This window comes from Urbifossiella limnaea, from assembly GCF_007747215.1.
GTDB lineage: Bacteria > Planctomycetota > Planctomycetia > Gemmatales > Gemmataceae > Urbifossiella > Urbifossiella limnaea.
Window position 1 is genome coordinate 7249761 of record NZ_CP036273.1, and the last position, 17925, is coordinate 7267685.

Consider the following 17925-nt stretch of genomic DNA (forward strand, 5'->3'; position numbering starts at 1 on the left):
TTCTATCGGACCGGCCGCAGCACGACCTGTCGCAGGTCCATCACGGCGACGCCGGGCTTCGTGCGGGCGCGGACGGTGAGCTCGTGCCGGCCCGAACCCGGGAGCCGCAGCACGCCGACGTCGCGGGCCTCGAACGCCTGGAAGCCGCCGGTGTCCTTCACCGTGAACGTCAGCTTCGAGTCGCCGACGGCCAGCTCCACCTCCGCACCGCCGCTCCCCTTGCCGCAACCCTGCAACACCTCGACGCGGTACTCGCCGGCCGCGCCCGCCGTGAACGGGAACGCCGCGTGGTCGTCCTGCCGCACCCAGAACCCGAGCGTCTCCTTGTGCGGCAGCGGCTCGTACCGCAGCATCGTGCCGAACACCTGCGCCGTGCGGGCATGAAGCGTGTACACGCCGTTCCCGTTCGCGGGGTTCGGCCGGTAGTCGGGGTTCGGCGTCGGCATCTTCGCGCCCACGCCCTTGCGCCATGCGTCGAGCTTCGCGGCTAGCTCCGTCACCACCTCGGGCCGCGCGGCGGCGAGGTTGTTGCTCTCAGACGGGTCCCGCGACAGGTCGAACAGCTCGCGCCGGTTCGTCTCGTAGAACTCGACGAACTTCCACGGCCCGCTGCGGACGGCGCCGCCGGGCCGCGAGCCCTGGTTGGCGTAGTGCGGGTAGTGCCAGAACAGGTCGCGCGCCGCCGGCGCCTCGCCGCGGAACAGCGGCAGCAGCGAGATGCCGTCGGGGCGCGGGTCCGGTGTAACGCCGGAAGCGGCGACGATGGTGGGGGTGAGGTCGATGCTGTTCACCGGCAGCCCGGACGTGGTGCCGGGCTTCACCCGGGCCGGCCACTTCACCAGCAGCGGGACGCGCAGCCCGCCCTCGTACAGGTAGCCCTTCCCCTCGCGGAACGGGCCGTTGAACGTCGGCGCGAACGGCATCCCCTCCAGGGTGGCGAGGCCGCCATTGTCCGACGTGAAGATGACGAGCGTGTTGTCGCTCAGCTTCAGTTCGTCGAGCAGGGCGACGACGCGGCCGACGCTGGCGTCGAGGCGCTCGACCATGGCCGCGTAAACGGCGTGGCTCTGCCGACCGTGCACGGGCGGCGACGGGTAGCGGGCGGCCACGTCGTCCGGGGCGCGGAGCGGCGTGTGCGGGGCGTAGTGCGCCAGGTGCAGGAAGAACGGCCGCTCCTTGTTGCGCGTGATGAACTTCTCCACTTCGGCGGTGAGGCGGTCGGTCAGGTACTCGCCGGCGGGGGCGGTTTCGAGCCCGCGCATGACGGACTTCTTGTTCTGGAACGGGGCGAAGTAGCTGAGCGGCGTGCCGGTGTGGTCGCCGGCGACGTTCAGGTCGAAGCCTTGTGTTTCGGGGCCGAAGCCCTCGCCGCCGAGGTGCCACTTGCCGACGTGCGCGGTGGCGTAGCCGGCGGCGCGGAGCCGCTCCGCGAGGGTGACGGCGTCGTGCGCCAGCTGCATCGTCGGCACCGGCCGGCGGAGCATCTGCCCCGGCTGGTCGGGCCGGCCGGGGAGCCAGTCGGTGATGCCGAACCGCTGCGGGTACATGCCGGTGAGGATGCTGGCGCGGGTCGGTGAGCAGACGGGGCACGACGAGGTGCAGTCGGTGAAGCGGGCGCCGGCTTTCGCCAGCGAGTCGAGGTGCGGGGTGCGGTGGAACGTGCTGCCGTAGCAGCCGAGGTCGCGCTGGCCGAGGTCGTCGGCGACGATCAGCACGACGTTCGGGGCACGCATCTGCGCGGCGGCGGGGGCGGTGGCCGCGAAGAGGACGGCGACGGCGGCGAGGCGCATCGGGCGCTCCCGTGGGGAGGGTGGAGGTGAAGGGTAGCCGAGGAGCGCGGGAGGTGCAACGGGCGGGGGCCGGCGAGCAGGACGATTGCAAAGTCCAGAATTCCGGTTAACGTGTTGACGGGTTGCGAGTTACTCACCTCGGGATGGAGCCCCGATGTCACCCACTTCCGACTCACTGGTCGCCGCGTTCCGCCAACTCACGGACCCTCGCCACCGCCGTGGTGTCCGCCACCCGTTCGCGGGGTTACTGTCCGTCGTCTTCCTGGGGCTGCTGAGCCGGCACCCCGACTTCGCCTCCCTCGCCCGGTGGGCCAAGCGGCACTGGCCGGCCCTCCGGGAGGCGTTCGGGCTGACCCGCCCGTACGCCCCGCACGCGACGACCTACAGCCGCGCGGCCGCCGCCTTCTCGATCGACGAGTTCCGCGGCGCCCTGGCCGGGTGGCTCGCCCGGGTGATGGCCGACGCCCCGACCGCGGCCGCGGTGGACGGGAAGACGAGCAAGCAGGCCCACGACGCCGACGGCGACCCGATCCACGTCCTCAACGTGTTCGCCCACGACGCCCGGGTGTGCCTGGCCGACTGGCCGATCGGGGACGGGAAGGAGACCGAGCCCGAGGTCCTCAAGGCCCACCTGGACGAGTTGTTCGCCGCCTGGCCGTCGCTCCGGGTGCTGACCGGGGACGCCCTGTTCTGCCAGCGCCCGCTGGCCCGGGCGATCGTCGAGGCCGGGCGGGACTACGTGCTGGCGGTCAAGGACAACCAGCCCGACCTGCACGAGACGATCCGGGCCGCGTTCGCCGACGCCACCCCGGCGTCGGCGAGCGCGACGGCGCGGGGAAAAAACGCGGGGCGGTCGAGACCCGGCGGGTCTGGTGCGACGCGGCGACGGCGGACTACGCCCGCGAGGCGCTGAACGTCCCCGGCCTGCGGGCGGTCGTGCGGGTGGACCGGGAGACCCGAGGGGCCGACGGCGCCCGGACGTGCGAGACGCGGTACTTCGCCACCAGTCTCGACCCGGCCGTGGTGACCGCCGCCGCGTTGCTCCGGCTCGTTCGCGGGCACTGGTCGGTGGAGAACAGCCTGCACTTCGAGAAGGACCGGTGGTGGGACGAGGACCGGCACGTGTGCCGCCGGCCGGGGTTGGCCGAGCGCTTCACGACCCTGCTGAGCGCGGCCGTGAGCGTGTTGCGGGTACTCAACCCCGGGGGTAAGGGCGAGCCGCTCAAGGCGCAAGCCGACGCCCTCAACTGGGACATCGAACGCGCCATCAACCTCATGACCCGCTGATACCTGCGACTTTGCAATCGTCCTGGGCCGGCGAGCGCCCTACTGCGGCGGCGGGCTCACGGGAACCGGCAGGTCGGCGGGGTAGTCGGGGATGATCAGCGTCAACTTCCGGCGGTCACCATTAACGCCGTTGGCGTCGACGAACCGCCACGCCCGGCCGCCGTCCCCGGACTCGCCGATGTGGTACGACCGGAGCGTCGTCCGCGCCCCGCCGGGGCCGGTCATCTCCACCTCGGTCGGCACGACGCCGAACCACTTACGGGCGGTCTCGGCCAGCGCGGACGGTCGCGCCGGGGTGATCGCCGCCATCCGGAACCCGCCGGCCTTCATCTGGGCCGCGATCTCGCCGAGGCGCTGGACGTACCTGTCCCGGCCGCCGAGCTTCTTGACCAGTTCCGGGTGCGTGAGCCCGGCCACCCGCTCGTGGTCCTCGGCGACGACGGCCCGCCCCAACTCACCGGCCTGCGCCTGGAGGTTCTGCTCGACCTCTTCCCGCGACAGTGGGGCGGCGTCGGGCGCGGCGGGCGGTCGGCCACAGCCCGCGGCGACAAGCACGAGCAGCAGGGCGACGATCGCCGCGGGATGGGAGGGGGTCATGGGGGAAGCGTAGCCGGGGTGCGGGCGAGGTGCAACGCTAGCGGCGGAGGTTCCGCTGGATCACGCTTTCGAGCTGGCCGCTGCGGTCGTTCGGGTTCCCCTTGTACAGCACCGAGCCGTCGGACCCCAGCAGCACCACCGTGGGGTACACCTCGACGCCGAACCGGTCGCGCACGGCGCCGGCGTCCTGGCCCGGCTCGGTGTAGAGCACGTAGTTCAGCCGCTGCTCGCGGCCGTAGCGCGCGGCCCGCTCCGTCCGCTCGCGCGGCGAGGCGTCGTCGCACACCACGCCGATCAGTTCGAGGCCGTTGCCCGCGTACTTCGCCTGCAGCTCGTTCAGCGTCGGCATGGCGCGCTTGCACGGCACGCACGTCGTGGTCATGAAGTCGAGCAGCACGAGGCTGCCGTGCTTGTGCGTGGCGAAGTCCCACGGCCGGTCCAGCGGGTCGAGCAGCGTGAAGCTCGCCGCGTTTCGCGGCCGCGACATGAGTTGACCCGTCGGGCCGGCGGGCGGCGCCACCACCGGCGGTGTCACGGCCGGCGGCACCGGCAGCGGCGGGAACGGCGGCGGCCCCGGCAGGTTCGCCGCCGGCGGCCGACCGGGCACCGTCGGGCCTTCCGCGGTGCGGTCGGGTGCGGGCAGCGCCGGCGGCACGGCCGCGGGCGCGGCGGGTGGCCCGCCGAGCGTCGGCGGCACGCCCGCCGCGCCCGGCCGTGCCGAGCCGCTCGGCGACCAGCTCCCGTCCGCGGGCCGCGGCGGCACGGCGACCGGCGGCAGCTGGTCCGACGGCGGCGGAAGCCCGGTGCTCGGCGCCGGCGGCGGAAGGACCGTCGTGCCCGGGGGCACCGGTGCGGCCGTTGACGGAGCGGCGCCCGGGGCGAGGTCGTCGCGCAGGGCCAGCACCAGCGCCGCCTGCGGGGGGCGCGTCTGCACGGTGGCGAACAGCGGCCTGCCGTCGGCGGACGCGTTGACGGTGAGTGTGTACGCCTGACCGGCGCGGAGGCCGTTCGCCAGGAAGTAGCCGTTACCGTCGGCGTAGACGCCGGCGGCGGCCTTCTCGCCGGGCCGGGCGTCGGCCGCCTCGATGCGGACGAACACGTTCTTGGCCGGCTGGTTGTACGGGTCGAGCACCCGCCCCGCGAGCACGCCGCGGTTCTCGGCCGTCGGGTTGAAGTTGCCGTCCTTCGGGTGCGCCCACGAGCCGGCCTTCGGCACGCCGGTGTCGCCGCCCGGCAGCTTGCCGAGCGCCTCGTCGAGCCACGGCACCTCGCCGCCCTTCGGCCGGCTGGCGGCGGCGGCGGGCAGTTCCTTGTCCTTGTCGGCGGGGCGCGTGCCGGCCCACTTGCACCCCGAGAGTGCGAGGACCGCCGCGATGAGAACGCCCCCGCCGCGCCGCATGGCTTCCCCCGATTGAGCCGACCGCCGGGCTCAGCGCATCTTTCCGGCGAGGGGCGTCGCGGTCAAGCCCACCCGCGGGGCCGCTGCGACCGGGCAACCGGGGCGGGCCGGGGAACCGGGGCGACCCGCACAGCTTCGCGCCAACCGCTCTCGCACCCCGCCCGCGCCGCCGGTATACCCCGTCGCTTGACGCGCCCCGCGGGGGCGTCTAGCGTGACGGTTGGTTCGCTTGCTCCACCGAGGCCGACATGACCGGACGTTCCTACCGGTGGCTCCTGCTCGGGCTGGCCGCGTTCGCCCTCACGACCGACCTCGGCTCCAAGTACTATTCGTTCCGCGAGCTGTACCACCGCGGCGAGCACGACCTCGTGCCCGGGTGGTTCAAGTTCATCGCCCAGTACGACTCGTCCGCGCCGGTCAGCGACGGCGCCCTGCGGGCGCTGCAAACCTGGAGCACGGGCGGCGACGAGGTGATGCCGCGGGTGAACCACGGGGCGCTGTTCGGAATGGGCGGGGCGGGGCGCGGGTTCGCCAACGGGTTCTTCGCCGTGGTCAGCTTGGCGGCGGCGGTGGCGATTCTGACGTGGGGCCTGCGCGGCCAGCCGAGCCGGGAGCGGTGGCTGAGCATCGCCCTCGGCCTGATCCTCGGCGGCACGCTCGGCAACTTCTACGACCGCGTGGTCTTCGGCGGCGTCCGCGACTTCATGTACTTCTACCGCATCGAGTGGCCGGTGTTCAACTTCGCCGACTGCTGCCTGGTGGTCGGGGCGGGGCTGCTGCTGGTGCAGGCGGTGTTCGCCCCGCCGCCGGCGAGCCCCGCCGAGGCCCCGACCGCGTGAGGACTCCGATCACCGCCGCCACGCTCCCCGCACCCGCCGCCACGCCCCCGCCGTCGATCCCGGCGACCCCGGTGACGTACGGAAGCGTCGCGTCGATCGCCCGGTTCAGCGTGGCGCAGTACGAGCGGATGGTGGACGAGGGGATCATCGACGACACGGACCGGGTGGAGTTACTCGAAGGCTACGTGGTGCTGAAGCTGCCCGGTAACCCGGAACACGACGGGGCGGTGCAGGGGGTGGCCGACGCCTTCTACGCCCGCCGCCCAGCCGGGTGGTGCTACCGCATCCCGTCGGCGCTCCGGCTGTCGGACAGCGAGCCGCAGCCGGACTTCGCGGTGGTCCGGGGGCCGGCGGCAGCGTACCGGCAGCGGCACCCCGAACCGGCGGACGTCGGGCTGCTGGTCGAGGTGTCGAACACGTCGCTGGTGCGCGACACGCAGGACAAGGCGCGGATGTACGGGCCGGCCGGCGTACCCGCGGACTGGGTGGTGGACGTGACGAACCGGCTGGTGATCGTGTACCGGCAGCCCGCCGCCGGCGGGTACGCGGCCCGCGACCAGTACGGCCCGGCCGACGCGGTGCCGTTCGAACTCGACGGCCGCCGCGTCGCCGACATCCCGGCCGCCGAACTGCTCGGCTGATCGCTCAGCGCAGCTTCAAACTCTTCAAGTGGTCGTCCAGCCAGGCACGTTGGGCGTCCGCCAGCGGCACGTCGGGCGGCGGCGCGGCCCTGTAGTCCACCTGCGCCCCGAAGTTCCCCAGGTCGTAGGCGCGGGCGAACGCCGCCTGCAGGTCCAGCAGCGCGTCGCGGTCGTCGGCGGCCAGCGGCACCTTGAACTTCGGCAGCCGCTTCGCCAGCGTCGTCGTGTAAATCTCGTACCGGTCCGGGGCGGCGCCGCGCGTCACCGTCACCGCGTAGTCGTACTCCGGCAGGCCGTCGCGGTTGAACGTCAGCGTCGGCGTCCCCTGCAACACCAGGTCGATCTCCACGACGCCGGCGCGCTGGGCCAGCGCGTCGCGGCGGCGCTCCAGGTACGCGGCCCGGCCGGCGGCGGCGGTGCGGTTCGTCGGGCTCACCACCTCCACGAGCGTGACGAGCCGGCCGTCGGTGCGGTTGCGCACCTCGATGTACTCCTCGCTGTGGTCCTCCTTCACGACGGACGTGAACAGGGCCATCTCGGTGGTGTAGGCGCGGGTGCCGACGCGGGCCCGGTAGCGGTCCACGAGGCCGGGCAGGAGCACCTGGTACAGGCACGCCAGCAGCTGGTGCTGGAACGCCGGCCACAGCTTCGGGTGCTCCAAATACGGGTCCATTCCGGGCAACGGACTGGGCATGGGAAAACCCTTGCGGGGGAATGCGTGCGCATTGTAGCCGACGACTCAGGCCGCGGTGAAGGGGCGGCGGGAATGCCGAATGCCGAATGCCGAATGCCGAACGACCGCGGCGGCGCTCACGCGGCCCGCCGGCTCGCGTTCTGTCATTCGGCATTCGTCATTCGTCATTGGCGCCCCGCCCCCGCCCGGGGACAATGAACCCGAGTCGCCCCGCCGAGGTCCGCCGATGCCCCGCACCCCGCTCCTCGCCGGCCTCGCCCTCGCCGTGTTCGCCGGCGCCGCGCCGGGCGACGTCGTCATCCTCAAGGACGGCTTCGTCGTCCAGGGGAAGGTCGGCAAGGAGATGGAGACGATCCGCGACCCGGCCACCGGGCAGGCGTTCGTCGTCGCCAAGGGGAACGGGTTCGACTTCCTCGACGACGGCGCCCGCGTCGTCATCTTCTCGTCGCACCACAAGCAGCTCGGCGAGGTCGGCAAGGACGTGAAGGTCCGCCCCGACTACCGCGCCTACCGCAACCTGTTCAAGGTCCGCACCAACAACTACCCCCCGCCCGTCGCCTGGTCGCCGCGCAAGACGCCCGACTTCGACGCCGCCTGGCGCCGCACGCTCGAACTCAACGTCCCCGCCGGGTTCGAGCGCGTGGACCAGCAGGTCACGTACCTCGACCCGTACTGCTGCTTCGTGTCGTCGCGGTCGCACCAGTGGACGCTCACGTACCGCACGTCCGAGATGGACCCCAAGATGGTCCGCAAGCTCCTCAGCACGCACCCCGACCTCGTGGAAGCCGACGGCAAGGCCGACCCGCTCAAGCGCGCCGCCATCGCCCGCTTCCAGAAGGACGCCGGCTGGCTGAAGGACGCCCGCGACGAGCTGGCAGCGCTGGCGAAGGCCAACCCCGGCCCCTACGCGAAGGAGGCGCAGGAGGAGGTGGACAAGGTCACCCGCGAGCTCGACCACGCGGAGGCCGAGTACGTCGCCGTCGAGGCCGAGGTCGCGGTCGCGGCCGGGCGGTACGAGCGGGCCGGGCTGCTATTCCGCGCCTTCCCCGAGAAGACCGCCGACCCCAAGAGCCTCGACCGGCTCACGACCGCGAAGGCCAGGTGGGAGACGGCCCGCGACCAGTACGCCCTCGGCAAGCGGCTGCTCACGGCCATCACCGACGACCTGACCGGCGCGGGGAAGGCGGCGCCGTTCGTCGCCGCCGGCGGCGGGCTGGCGCGCTTCGCCCTGCCGACGAAGATCGACGCGAAGACGGCGGCGCTCGCGGCCGCGGCCGAGACGGTCGCCGCGGAGTTGCACCCCGACTCGGCCGGGCGGATCGAGTTCTTCGTGAACCTCGCCGCGCAGGCCGAGAAGGAGCGCGCCGCCGGCAAGCCACCGACGCGCAACCCGGCCGAGCTGCTGGCGACGGCGATCAGCGGGTGGGCGAAGGGGAAGACGGGCGCGACGCCGGACCCGGTGCGGGCGCAGAAGGTGTGGAACGCCCGCGAGGCGGCGCTGGAGTACCAGCGCGGGGCGAACGTGAACGCCCGCAACGCCGCGCTCACGAAGTACCAGCAGGCCAGCACCGTCGGCCTCGACGAGCTGGCGCAGGTGATCGCGCTGCTGCCGCCGGCCGAGCCCGAGAACCTGAGCGCCCGCACGGGCGAGGCGGTGAAGGCCGGCCCGAACGTGCCCGACAACGTGTACCGCCGCACCAGCGCCCCTCACGGGCAGCGGCCCGTCGGCGTCGGCTACTGCGTCCGGCTCCCCGCCGAGTACCACCACGGCCGGGCGTACCCGGTCGTCGTCATGTGTACCTACCCGGGCGTGAAGCCCGAGGAGTTCCTGGGCTCGGCGGCCGCCGACGCCGACCGCCACGGCTACATCCTGGTCGCCCCCGACTGGGCCGCCGCGTTCGGCAACCGCAACCAGTGGGAGTGGAAGGGCGAGGACCACGACCTCGTCACCGAGGTGCTGCGCGACACGATCCGCCACTTCACCGTGGACACGGACCGCGTGTTCCTGATGGGCGCCGGCGAGGGCGCCGACATGGCGATGGACGTGGGCGCATCGCACCCGGACCTGTTCGCCGGGGTAGTGGCCGTGTGCCCGAACCCGAAGTGGCAGGGGCTGTTCATCAACTACTGGAAGAACGCCCAGAAGCTGCCGTTCTACGTGGTCAGCGGCCAGCTCGCCGGCGACGCCAACCAGAACCTCCGCTACCTCTACGAGCGGTGGACGGCGAACGGCTTCCCGGCAATTCAGGTGGTGTACAAGGGCCGCGGCATCGAGTGGTACCCGGCGGAGGTGCCGGTGATGTTCGACTGGATGGGGCGGAAGCGGCGGGCCAACGGCACCGCGACGCTCCAGTTCGGCGGCGGCGCCCGGTACGGCTGGCAGACGAACCGCGAGACGGACAACCGCTTCTACTGGCTGGGCGCCGACCGGATCGCGGCGGCGAACCTGACCAACCGCGAGGCGCCGAACCGCAACGTGACGCCGGCCGAGTTGATGGGCGACATCAAGGGGAACAACCTGCTGGAGCTGCGCGGCCGGGGCGTGCGGACGATCTCGGTGTGGCTGGGCCGCGACATGATCGACTGGTCGAAGCCGGTGCGGGTGAACCTGAACGGCAGCCCGGCGGTGGGCTGGCGGCCGCGGGTGCTGGAGCCGGACGCGGCGGTGATGCTGGAGGACTACTACCAGCGCGGCGACCGGCGGATGCTGTACCTGGCGCGGCTGGAGTTCCAGAGCCCGTATTGAGAGATGGCTTGGTCTGGTAGGTCGGGTCGAGGCTCTGCGAGGCCCGACGCGGGGCGTAAAGGAGTTAGGGAGGTAGCCCGGAGGCGCTATCGCCGCGGTTCTTCATCCAACGCACGTCGTGCCCCGCGTCGGGCCTCGCAGAGCCTCGACCCGACCGACTAGTCCGTCTACCGATCGACGTCGGGCTTCGTCGCTGGGAGGACCGGCGAGCCGTTAGGCCGGGGCGCAAGCCCCGTCGGGGTTCTGGACCGCAACGGGGCTTGCGCCCCGGCCTAACACGCACCCGACATCGATCGGTAGCCGGACTACTACGGAAGGCACCGCCCCGTCAGAACCGCAGCCCGCCGAACACGCTGATGAGCGGCGTCACTTGCCCGGCGGCGGCCTTGTCGTCGCGGCCGCTGTACCGGCCGCTCAGCCCCACGCCGACGCCCGCCTGGATGCCCAGCGAGCAGCCGACGCGGTCGCCGAAGTCGCGCCGCCACGCCACGTCCACCGTCGGCGCGAAGATCACCGCCTGCCCGTCGCGGAAGTTGAACAGCACGTCGACCCCCGGCCCCACCGTCACGCCGTCGCGGTTGCCGCGGCTGACGTTGTACCGCAGCCCCGCCCCGGCGCCTTCCGAGGTGCCGAGCTTCGTCAGGATGCCGCCGTAGAAGGCTTCCACCACGAGGGCCGTGCGGTCGCCGCGGTGGATGGCGATGCTCGGCCGGATGCCGGACAGCTGGCCGAGCATCAGGTCGAGGCCCAGCACCGGCTCGCCGGGGTCGGGGGCCGGGGCGGCGATGACCACCGTCTGGTTCACGTTCACCGGCGCGGCGGGCGGCAGCGCGGCGGGCGGCGCGTCCTGCGCCCGCGCGGCGGCCGCCGCGGCGGCGAGCGTCAGCAACACGAGCGGCAGGCGCATGGCGGTCCCCCAGGGCAGTGGGGGCGCGGCATAACTTGTCGCCGGATACGCATCAATCCCGACTTTCGGCCGAACGTGCCGGCGGCGGTCGGTCTGATACTCTGTCGTGCCGCCGACGCAATAGAGGCGCGCCGTAATAGTGGCGGTCACGACCGTCCCCCTCCCCGAGAACGGGTCAGTCCGCCGGCCGGGCGTCGATCATCCGGTTGACCAGCCCGGCCACCGCCCGCACCCGGACCTCGTGCCTCTTCCGCCCGTGCCGGTTCACCTGGGTCAGCGACTGGAACACCCGCAGCCGCCGGATCGTGTGCTCGACCACGATCCGGCGCCGGGACACCGCCCGGTTGTACCGCACGTCCGCCGCCGGCCGCGGCTTCCCCCGCGGCTTCCGCCGCGGGGTCGTACACACCACCCCGGGCCGCAACTCGCCCGCCCCGATGTACGCCTTGTCCCCGATCAACCCGACCCCCTTCGGCAGCCGCCCCAGGAGCCGCGACCGCCCCAACAGCTTGAGGTCGGCCGTCGGCCCCGGCACGCTCGGCGGGACGTGGACGACCCGCCCGGTCTCCTCGTCCACCCCGACCTGACTCTTGACCGTGTGCCGCTTCTTCTTCCCCGAGTAGTCGGCCCGCTGCCGCCGCTTCGGCCGGTGCGTCGGCTGCTCGAACGTGTCCACCAGGACGGCCAGCCCGGGGGTGTGCCGGAGCACGGCCGGGAGGTCGCGGCGGTGGTGCTTGCCCGGGTCGGGCATTCGCATGGTGTCCTTCCCGGCCGCGGCGAGGACCGGGACGGACCACCCGGCGAGGCGGCGGGCGGCCGACTCGGAAACCCCGAACAGGTACCCGAGGACGGCGTAGGTCGGGTACACCCGGAGCCAGACGACGGCGAGCAGGATGCGGTCGGGGTGTTCGAGCCCGGTGGTGCGGCCGCCGCCGACGGCGCGGCTCCGGTCGGGTCGGTCGTGGCGGGCGAAGTCGGCGTCGGCCAGGGCCGGGAGGACGTCGGCGAGGAGGGCGTCGAACACGTCCGGGGTGACCCCGGTGAGGGACCGGAAGACGGCCGGGTTCTTCCGGAGGCGGTCGAGACGTGCGATCATGGGCGAGTGTTGGTGTGGGGTCGGAGCCGTGAGCTCAGCCAGGTTAGAACCCCACCCCTTACCCGGCTATTGCGGCGCCCCTCTAATGCGTCCGGGGAACCCCACCCCCTCTCCCGTGTACACACCGCACTCGGGCTGAGCTTTGATTGTCCGCGGGGTCGCACGCCCGGCGTCGTATACTGAGCCGTACCGCCCGCGCCGGAGCCGCCATGTCCGCGTCGTCCCCGTACGGCCCCGCGATGGAGCGGGAAATCTGGAAGATCTACCAGGAGTTCTTCGACCTCGCCGAGCGGCGGCGGCGCTGGAACATGCGCCTCGACATCCCCTGGGACCAGTGCAACCCGAACACCAGCCACGCCATCGCCGACGTGGTGGAGTCGTTCTGTGCCGTCGAGCTGTTCCTCCCGGACTACGTGGGGAAGTTCCTGCCACTGGTCCGCGGCACCCGCGGCCGGGCCTGGTTCGCGGCGAACTGGGGCTACGAGGAGTCGAAGCACTCGATGGTGATGCAGGAGTGGCTCGTGAAGAGCGGCCACCGCACCGAGGAGCAGATCGAGGAGGTGCAGAGCTGGGCCGTCATCGGCGAGTGGGAGCTGCCGACCGACGACGTGCGCGGGCTGGCGTGCTACACCATGTCGCAGGAGCTGGCGACGTGGCTCCACTACCGCAACCTGCGGCTGCTCGTCGGCGAGTCCGACCCGGCGCTGTCGAAGCTGCTGATGCTGGTGGCGACCGACGAGCGGGCGCATTACGACTTCTACGTCAAGATCCTGAAGCTCCACCTGGCCGACGACCGGGCCGGCACGATCGAGCAACTGAAGCGCGTGCTGAACGGCTTCGCCATGCCGGCGACGCACCTGCTGGCCGACAGCCGCCGGCGGGTGGCCGCGGTGAAGTCGCTGAACATCTTCAACGAGGACAACTTCTACGCCGAGGTGTACCAGCCGATCCTGCTGGCGCTCGGCATCGACAAGCAGGAGATGCGCAACCGGGCCGCGGTGCGCAAGAGCATCGTGACCCCCTGAGTTCCGCCGCGAGCGGCGGCGCTTTTCCGATTCCCCCGACTGTAGCGGTTTTGCCACGTCTGCCGGCGGCGCGCGGCCCCGGCTTCGGGAGCTCGCTCACTTTGACTCACGTTCGCGCTGCGGGCGCGGTAGGGACCATTAGCCTGAATCAGACAGGCACCCCGCTCCCGCACCGGAGCCCCGTCAAGGGCACCCCCCGTGGTCACCACCCAGCCGAAGCAAACCGCGTCCGAAACTGTGCTCCTCGCCGCCGACGACCTGGCCTCGGCCGGCAAGGACGAGTTCACCGAATTCGACCTCACCGTCGCCGCGTGGTCGCTGGACCGCTTCCGGTTCGGCCTCCGCGGGTACGCCCAGTCGTACCCCGACCACAAGCGCGTGATGATGGAGATCATGGGCCAGAAGCCCAGCAGCCCCGTCGTGAACAAGTACCTGGAGAAGATCCGCCCCAACGTCTACAAGCTGACGCCGGCCGGGAAGACCGCGGCCGCGAAGCTCCGGGGCGGGGCGAAGGTGAAGCCGGTGCGGCGCGCCGTGACGGTGCGCGAGCTGTACGACACCGTGGCGGTGTACGCCGGCAAGCCCGAGTTCCGCCGCTGGCAGGACAACCCGGAGGAGCCGCGCGACTGGGCCGGCGCCGCGACGTTCCTCGGCCTGTCCGGCAAGAGCGGCCACGAAGACCCGGTGGCCCGGCTGGAGGAGGTGCGCGGCGCGATGAAGGCGGCGCTCGACTGGTGCCGCGTGGAGGAGGTGGCGTTCCTGACGAAGGGCTCGGGCGCCGGCGGCGCCCCGATCCACGTCCGCGACGTGTCCGACCTGCTCGACTTCCTGACGGCACTGACGTACCGCTTCCCCGAGCACCTCGACGTGGAAGCGGGGGCGAAGCCGAAGAAGCGGTTTAGCTAACGGGTTTTGCCGCTTGCGGCGTAGCGGCGTACACGCCGCTACGCCGCAAGCGGTGGAAATCAGGCCGCAAATCTCACCTGCGACGCCGCTGCGTACTCCGCGTCCGCCTCGAAGCCCACCCACTCGCGCCCCAGGTTCTCGGCCACAGCCCCGGTCGTGTTGCTGCCGGCGAACGGGTCGAGCACCAGCTCGCCGGGGTCGGTCAGGAACTTCACGAAGAACTCGACCAGCGGCTCCGGCATCGCCGCCGGGTGGCGCGGCACGTTCCCCTTGCGGCACTTCTCGTGGTACCCGCCGCGGCTCGCCGTGTTCGGGATCGGCAGCACCGCCTGCGGCTCCTCGGCCGGCGCCACCAGCACGTTCGGCGGGATGGCCCCGCCGTTGTCCGCCAGGAACGACCGCCGCCCCACCTTGTGCTCGCTCGGCCGCCGGCCCGACGAGTACGTGCCGCGGCTCAGCAGCTTCCGCATCGCGTCGCTGTACTCGGTCAGCACGCGGCGGTTGTCGGCCTTCGGCGTCGGCGTCGGGCTCAGCCACCACACCCGCGTGAAGGCGTCCTTCACCCGCTCGCGGCGCACGGCCACCCACTCGGCCGGCGTCGGCAGCCGGGCCGGGTTGTAGCAGATGAACTCCTGGCACAGGTGGAGCCCGGCCTCCTCCTGGAACGCCAGGAGCGCCTTGATGCCGACGGTGCTCACGGTCGGCGTGCCGGGGTTCCAGCCGTTGCCGAGCTCCATGACGATCGAGCCGGTCGGCGTGAGGAACTTCGTGAGCGGGATGGCCAGCGACGCGAGCCAGGCGGCGTACTCGTCGCCCTGGCGGTTGCCGTACTTCTTCGGCCGCAGCAGCGGGAACGGCGGCGACGTGAAGACGAGCTGCACGCGGCCGCGCAGGTCGTCGAGCGCCGGGTCGGCGAGGAGGTCTTCGGCCTTGCCGACGAGGAGTCGGCCGCGGTCGGTGGTGTAGGCGGCGGCCGGCGGGGCGGCGCGGCGGGCGGGCGCGAGGTGGGGCACGGCGACTCACTTCCGTGTGGTCGCGGGCCGAACGCGGCCCGGGGGGCGGGAGTATCCGCCGCCCGCGCCGCGGGTGTCAAGCCCGGTGTCACGGCTTCGGAATCTGGATGGGCACGATGCTCTCGTGCAGGTAGTGGCTGGCGTTCTCCGCGGCCCGCGGGTCGGCCGCCTGGAAGCGCATCCCCATGAGCAACCGCCGCGTCGTGTGCAGGGCCGGGTCGGTCGGGCCGTCGAACTGGCCGACCGTCACCATGCTGCCGTTGCGGTGGTGCAGCACGAACGCCTCCAGCCCGAGCGGCGTCCCGTCCTGCCGCTTCATCTCGCGCAGCCCCTTCGCCATCTGCTCGGCGGCCTCGGCCCCGGCGGCCATCGCGTCGCCGCCCTTCGGCGTGGCGAACAGCCGGATGCCGACACTTTCTTCGTCGCGGGTCTGCACCCGCACCGGCGCGTTGAACGCCTTCACGCCGAGCGTCCACGTCTTCGTGGCCCGCAGCAGGTTGTACGGCCGGCCCTCGTTCAGCCGCACGATGAACGGGTCGAGCTGCGACACCGTGCCCGGCGCCGGCAGCTGCCGCGGGATCGTCGGGTTGGCGACCACCATGGCCTGCCCGTAGGGGCTGAGGAACGTCTTCTCGATCGTGGCCTTGCCGTCCGAGCCCTGCTTGGCAATGGCCCCGCCGTCGAGCAGCCGCGTGTCCGACGGCATCGGCCAGGCCTTCACCTTGGCCAGCGCCCGCACGGCCTCGTCCTCGGTGCGGTACCCGCCGACCACGACGCCGATCTGGTCGCGGTAGTTGAACGACTTGTACCGCAGCGTGTGCTCGGGGTCGAGGAACGTCATGCTGTTCAGCTCGGCCTTCTGGCGGAAGTCGTTGACGCGGGTGGCGAACTCGGCGGCCTTGCGGCGGGCGTCGGCGAGCGCCTGCGCCTCGGCCTTGCGCTCCTCCGAGATGTGCTCGTACAGGTAGACGCCGAGCCCCTTGGTCTGCGGCAGGCGGCGGATCTCGTCGGCCAGCCCCTCGGCCAGCTGGCGGGCGGTGAGGCCGGGGTCGGCGGCGCTCGGCCGGGCGGGTCGGCTGTAGCTGCGAACGAGGATGACGAACGGCCCGTGCTCCGGTCGCAGCAGCCACGGGTGGTCGGCCGGCAGCGCGGTGGGAATGTTCAGCGGCTCGGCCGGCGCCGCGGTCGGCGTGGGGGTGAGGATCGGCGGCGCCCCGGGGGGCGTCGTCGGGGCGAGCTTGGGGGCCGGGGTAAAGCCGGGGGGCGCGGGGGCGGGGGTAAAGCCGGGGGGCGCGGGGGCGGGGGTAAAGCCGCCGACCGGGGGGACGTAGCCGCCGACGGGCGGGGCCGCCTTCGGGGCGGCGGGCGTGCCGACGCGGTCGGCGGCGAACTGCGCGACGGCCGCGGAGCCGAACAGCCCGGCGGCGCCGAGCCCGAGCACGAGCTTGCGGAGCATCTTCCGCCCCCCTTCTGCGACGAACGGTTCCCCGAGAGGGCGTCGGCCATACCCGCGCCGGCCGGCAGGTGCCAGGGGAAAATTGGGAAACCGCTCAAGTCCCGCCGTCACTTCGCCCCGACCTGCCGGCGTACCTCCGCCACCACCCGCTCCTCGACCTCCGGCCCCCACACCGACGGCAGCCCGTAGTACACCATCGACGTGGCCCCCTCGTACCCGCCCTCTCGCAGCACCCGCGCCGACGGGACGTACGCCATCACGTCGTTCGCGTACCCCGCCACCCACAGCCCGGCGCCCAGCTCGCGCTTCAGCCGCAGCGAATAATCCACCACCACCTCGCCGCCCAGCAGCACCCAGGTCACGCGGCCGAGCTTCCAGGTTTGAACGGGGTACGGGTAGTCGGCCGGGATGCCGCGCGGGGTGTCGAGTTGCTTCAGCAGGTGCCGCGCCCGCGCCGCCTCGTACTTGTTCGGGTTCTCGGCCTGCTTCAGCAGCGCCTCGCGGGACGGGATTTCGTGCAGGGGGAGCGGCACCTCGCGGTAGGCCGCCGCCGCCCCGGCGCCGACCGCCGGCATCGGCTTCGCCAGCACCGCGTCCACGGCGTCGGCCAGCTGCTTGCCGTAGCCGCGGGCCAGTTCCACCGTGCGCCGCGGCAGCGGGTTCTGGTCGGCGCCGCACCCGGCCCAGAACAACGCCACCGCCCCGGGGTGCGCCTTCTCCAGCTCCAGCTGCGCGAACCCGGGGTAGTCGGCGCACCACTTCTGCGCGCTCAGCACGGTGGCGTGGCAGGCGTAGCCGAAGACGACGCCCTTGAGCTTCCCCTGCGCGTCGCGGGCGGCCAGGACGGGCACGTCGTGGTCGGTCGGCCCCTTCAGCTTGCCCGCCTCGCGGAGCGCGGGCACGTCGGCCTCCTTGTTCTCGCGCCGGTTCACCGCGAACGTCGCGCTGCCGACGCCGGCCGACAGCGTGACCGGGCCGAGCGCGGCGACGGCGCCGTCGACGGCCTTCAACACCTTGCCGGGAAGGGCGTCGGTGTAGGCGTCCACGAGGCGGGCGTGGTGGTCGTCGAGGAAGTACATGGAGCGAAGGTTCTTGCCGACGACCGGCCCGCAGTGCGTGTGCGACACGGCCAGCGCCACGGCCTCGCGCGGCAGCCGGTGCTTGTCCGTGATCGCGGTCACGACTTGCCGTGAGGTGTCGCGGTCGATGCCGACGAGGTCGAGGGTGACCAAGCAGAACGTCTTGCCGTCCGGGGCGCGGAGGACGGCGGCCTTGGCGAACAGGTCGGTCTCGGTGCCGTCGGCGGGGGCGGTGCGGCTGGCGTACCCGGACATCCACATCGGTTCGGCGGGCGTGATCCGCTGGGCGGCGAACCCGGCGTGCCAGCCGTCTTGTGCGGATGCGGGGGCGGCGAGCACGAGGAGTGCCAGAAGAGCGCGAGTCATGGCGACCTGTGGGGCTGGCGGGCGTGGGGAACCGGCGGCTATCGTACACGATCCGACGCGCGGCGCGAACCGGCCCGACCGACC

Annotated in this window: 16 protein-coding genes; 7 read left to right on the plus strand and 9 right to left on the minus strand. The window is 72.5% G+C overall.

All coding sequences use genetic code 11. From position 1 onward, the window contains the following. Positions 1–2 precede the first annotated feature (2 nt). Positions 3–1790 (minus strand): sulfatase-like hydrolase/transferase, encoded by a 1788-nt coding sequence (locus tag ETAA1_RS29225; protein WP_145244139.1) that lies wholly within the window; start codon positions 1788–1790, stop codon positions 3–5. 154 nt (positions 1791–1944) lie between these two features. Between ETAA1_RS29225 and ETAA1_RS29230 the strand changes: the two genes are divergently transcribed. Both ETAA1_RS29230 and ETAA1_RS29235 read left to right on the plus strand, forming a co-directional pair. Next, positions 1945–2703: an ISAs1 family transposase gene (locus tag ETAA1_RS29230; RefSeq protein WP_145234612.1), complete on the plus strand. Its 759-nt coding sequence runs from the start codon at positions 1945–1947 to the stop codon at positions 2701–2703. Positions 2704–2732: 29 nt separating this feature from the next. Further along, complete coding sequence (locus tag ETAA1_RS29235) at positions 2733–3077, plus strand: transposase (protein WP_145234610.1); 345 nt, start codon at positions 2733–2735, stop codon at positions 3075–3077. A 39-nt stretch (positions 3078–3116) separates the two neighbouring features. Here ETAA1_RS29235 and ETAA1_RS29240 read toward each other — a convergent pair whose 3' ends face one another. Together ETAA1_RS29240 and ETAA1_RS33625 are read right to left on the minus strand one after the other, a co-directional pair. Further along, on the minus strand, positions 3117–3674 hold the full coding sequence (locus tag ETAA1_RS29240; protein WP_145244140.1) for a hypothetical protein: 558 nt from the start codon (positions 3672–3674) through the stop codon (positions 3117–3119). 37 nt (positions 3675–3711) lie between these two features. Next, entirely contained in the window at positions 3712–5073 is a 1362-nt protein-coding gene (locus ETAA1_RS33625; RefSeq protein WP_145244141.1) for a TlpA family protein disulfide reductase, read from the minus strand. A gap of 248 nt (positions 5074–5321) precedes the next feature. Here ETAA1_RS33625 and lspA point away from each other — a divergent pair, with 248 nt between their 5' ends. Continuing rightward, on the plus strand, positions 5322–5912 hold the full coding sequence (gene lspA, locus ETAA1_RS29250; protein WP_145244142.1) for a signal peptidase II: 591 nt from the start codon (positions 5322–5324) through the stop codon (positions 5910–5912). Then, positions 5909–6553 carry a Uma2 family endonuclease gene (locus ETAA1_RS29255; protein ID WP_145244143.1) on the plus strand — a complete coding sequence of 215 codons (645 nt, stop codon included), beginning with the start codon at positions 5909–5911 and terminating at the stop codon, positions 6551–6553. Before lspA ends, ETAA1_RS29255 begins: the two co-directional genes overlap by 4 nt. Before the next feature lie 4 nt (positions 6554–6557). On the opposite strand, the gene ETAA1_RS29260 is transcribed toward ETAA1_RS29255, so the two are convergent. Continuing rightward, positions 6558–7247 (minus strand): DUF4058 family protein, encoded by a 690-nt coding sequence (locus ETAA1_RS29260; protein WP_145244144.1) that lies wholly within the window; start codon positions 7245–7247, stop codon positions 6558–6560. 226 nt (positions 7248–7473) lie between these two features. Here ETAA1_RS29260 and ETAA1_RS29265 point away from each other — a divergent pair, with 226 nt between their 5' ends. Then, entirely contained in the window at positions 7474–9993 is a 2520-nt protein-coding gene (locus ETAA1_RS29265) for a PHB depolymerase family esterase (RefSeq protein ID WP_145244145.1), read from the plus strand. A gap of 328 nt (positions 9994–10321) precedes the next feature. Here ETAA1_RS29265 and ETAA1_RS29270 read toward each other — a convergent pair whose 3' ends face one another. Both ETAA1_RS29270 and ETAA1_RS29275 read right to left on the minus strand, forming a co-directional pair. Continuing rightward, positions 10322–10900, minus strand: coding sequence for a hypothetical protein (locus ETAA1_RS29270; RefSeq protein ID WP_145244146.1), 579 nt, complete (start codon positions 10898–10900; stop codon positions 10322–10324). 175 nt (positions 10901–11075) lie between these two features. After that, entirely contained in the window at positions 11076–11996 is a 921-nt protein-coding gene (locus ETAA1_RS29275; protein WP_145239544.1) for a transposase family protein, read from the minus strand. Between the two features lie 209 nt (positions 11997–12205). On the opposite strand from ETAA1_RS29275, the gene ETAA1_RS29280 reads away from it, so the two are divergent. Further along, on the plus strand, positions 12206–13021 hold the full coding sequence (locus tag ETAA1_RS29280; RefSeq protein ID WP_145244147.1) for an acyl-ACP desaturase: 816 nt from the start codon (positions 12206–12208) through the stop codon (positions 13019–13021). 198 nt (positions 13022–13219) lie between these two features. Next, positions 13220–13927: a hypothetical protein gene (locus ETAA1_RS29285; RefSeq protein ID WP_145244148.1), complete on the plus strand. Its 708-nt coding sequence runs from the start codon at positions 13220–13222 to the stop codon at positions 13925–13927. A gap of 59 nt (positions 13928–13986) precedes the next feature. Here the strand turns inward: ETAA1_RS29285 and ETAA1_RS29290 are convergent, their stop codons facing one another. The 3 genes from ETAA1_RS29290 to ETAA1_RS29300 form a co-directional block, all read right to left on the minus strand. Continuing rightward, positions 13987–14940 carry a DNA-methyltransferase gene (locus ETAA1_RS29290; protein WP_145244149.1) on the minus strand — a complete coding sequence of 318 codons (954 nt, stop codon included), beginning with the start codon at positions 14938–14940 and terminating at the stop codon, positions 13987–13989. An 88-nt stretch (positions 14941–15028) separates the two neighbouring features. Continuing rightward, entirely contained in the window at positions 15029–16396 is a 1368-nt protein-coding gene (locus ETAA1_RS29295) for a hypothetical protein (RefSeq protein ID WP_145244150.1), read from the minus strand. Positions 16397–16503: 107 nt separating this feature from the next. Continuing rightward, positions 16504–17841: a neutral/alkaline non-lysosomal ceramidase N-terminal domain-containing protein gene (locus ETAA1_RS29300; RefSeq protein ID WP_145244151.1), complete on the minus strand. Its 1338-nt coding sequence runs from the start codon at positions 17839–17841 to the stop codon at positions 16504–16506. Between the last annotated feature and the right edge of the window lie 84 nt (positions 17842–17925).

What these genes read in the sequence shown, in the direction of transcription:
- ETAA1_RS29225 (WP_145244139.1), bottom strand. Translation starts at nt 1,790, where the DNA reads ATGCGCCTCGCCGCCGTCGCCGTCCTCTTCGCGGCCACCGCCCCCGCC.
- ETAA1_RS29230 (WP_145234612.1), top strand. Translation starts at nt 1,945, where the DNA reads ATGTCACCCACTTCCGACTCACTGGTCGCCGCGTTCCGCCAACTCACG.
- ETAA1_RS29240 (WP_145244140.1), bottom strand. Translation starts at nt 3,674, where the DNA reads ATGACCCCCTCCCATCCCGCGGCGATCGTCGCCCTGCTGCTCGTGCTT.
- ETAA1_RS33625 (WP_145244141.1), bottom strand. Translation starts at nt 5,073, where the DNA reads ATGCGGCGCGGCGGGGGCGTTCTCATCGCGGCGGTCCTCGCACTCTCG.
- lspA (WP_145244142.1), top strand. Translation starts at nt 5,322, where the DNA reads ATGACCGGACGTTCCTACCGGTGGCTCCTGCTCGGGCTGGCCGCGTTC.
- ETAA1_RS29260 (WP_145244144.1), bottom strand. Translation starts at nt 7,247, where the DNA reads ATGCCCAGTCCGTTGCCCGGAATGGACCCGTATTTGGAGCACCCGAAG.
- ETAA1_RS29265 (WP_145244145.1), top strand. Translation starts at nt 7,474, where the DNA reads ATGCCCCGCACCCCGCTCCTCGCCGGCCTCGCCCTCGCCGTGTTCGCC.
- ETAA1_RS29270 (WP_145244146.1), bottom strand. Translation starts at nt 10,900, where the DNA reads ATGCGCCTGCCGCTCGTGTTGCTGACGCTCGCCGCCGCGGCGGCCGCC.
- ETAA1_RS29275 (WP_145239544.1), bottom strand. Translation starts at nt 11,996, where the DNA reads ATGATCGCACGTCTCGACCGCCTCCGGAAGAACCCGGCCGTCTTCCGG.
- ETAA1_RS29280 (WP_145244147.1), top strand. Translation starts at nt 12,206, where the DNA reads ATGTCCGCGTCGTCCCCGTACGGCCCCGCGATGGAGCGGGAAATCTGG.
- ETAA1_RS29295 (WP_145244150.1), bottom strand. Translation starts at nt 16,396, where the DNA reads ATGCTCCGCAAGCTCGTGCTCGGGCTCGGCGCCGCCGGGCTGTTCGGC.
- ETAA1_RS29300 (WP_145244151.1), bottom strand. Translation starts at nt 17,841, where the DNA reads ATGACTCGCGCTCTTCTGGCACTCCTCGTGCTCGCCGCCCCCGCATCC.